Source organism: Haloferax sp. Atlit-6N (assembly GCF_003383195.1).
GTDB lineage: Archaea > Halobacteriota > Halobacteria > Halobacteriales > Haloferacaceae > Haloferax > Haloferax gibbonsii.
Genome location: NZ_QEQJ01000238.1, coordinates 1 through 491 on the forward strand (window position 1 = coordinate 1; position 491 = coordinate 491).

Annotated in this window: 1 protein-coding gene and 1 pseudogene; both read right to left on the minus strand. The window is 63.5% G+C overall.

Annotated elements, in window-relative coordinates:
• A partial coding sequence (locus tag DEQ92_RS22145; RefSeq protein WP_115821793.1) for an ATP-binding cassette domain-containing protein occupies nucleotides 1-365 on the minus strand: 365 nt, incomplete at its 3' end.
• A pseudogene (locus DEQ92_RS24500) lies at nucleotides 362-491 on the minus strand (ABC transporter ATP-binding protein); the annotation flags it as partial. The pseudogene DEQ92_RS24500 and the gene DEQ92_RS22145, both read right to left, overlap by 4 nt.

Sequence of the window (491 nt, forward strand, 5' to 3'; positions counted from 1 at the left end):
ATCGGGAACAGCTCGAACACCTCCTGCATCGTCGCTTCGAGGTCGTCGCGTTTCGTGTACGCCCCCATCTCCAGGTTCTCGCGGACCGTCATATCGCCGAAGAGGTTCCGCTCCTCGGAGACGTGGACGAAGCCCCTGCGGACGATGTCGGACGGGCTGAGCGTCGCCGCGTCCTCACCCCAGACGTGGACGGTCCCGTCATCGACCGGGTGCAGACCCGACATCACGCGGAGCAGCGTCGACTTCCCCGCGCCGTTGGGGCCGACGATCGAGACGACGCCGTCGTCCTCGGTGACCTGGAAGTCGAGGTCCCAGATGACCTGGATGTTGCCGTAGGAGACGTCGATGCCGTCGAGTTCGATCACGAGTGGTCCTCCCCGAGGTACGCCTCGGCGACGGCCTCGTCGTTTTGGATCTCTTCTGGCGTTCCTTCGGCGATTTTCCGGCCGCTCTTCAGTACGATGATGCGATCTGCAGTTCCCATAATTGCG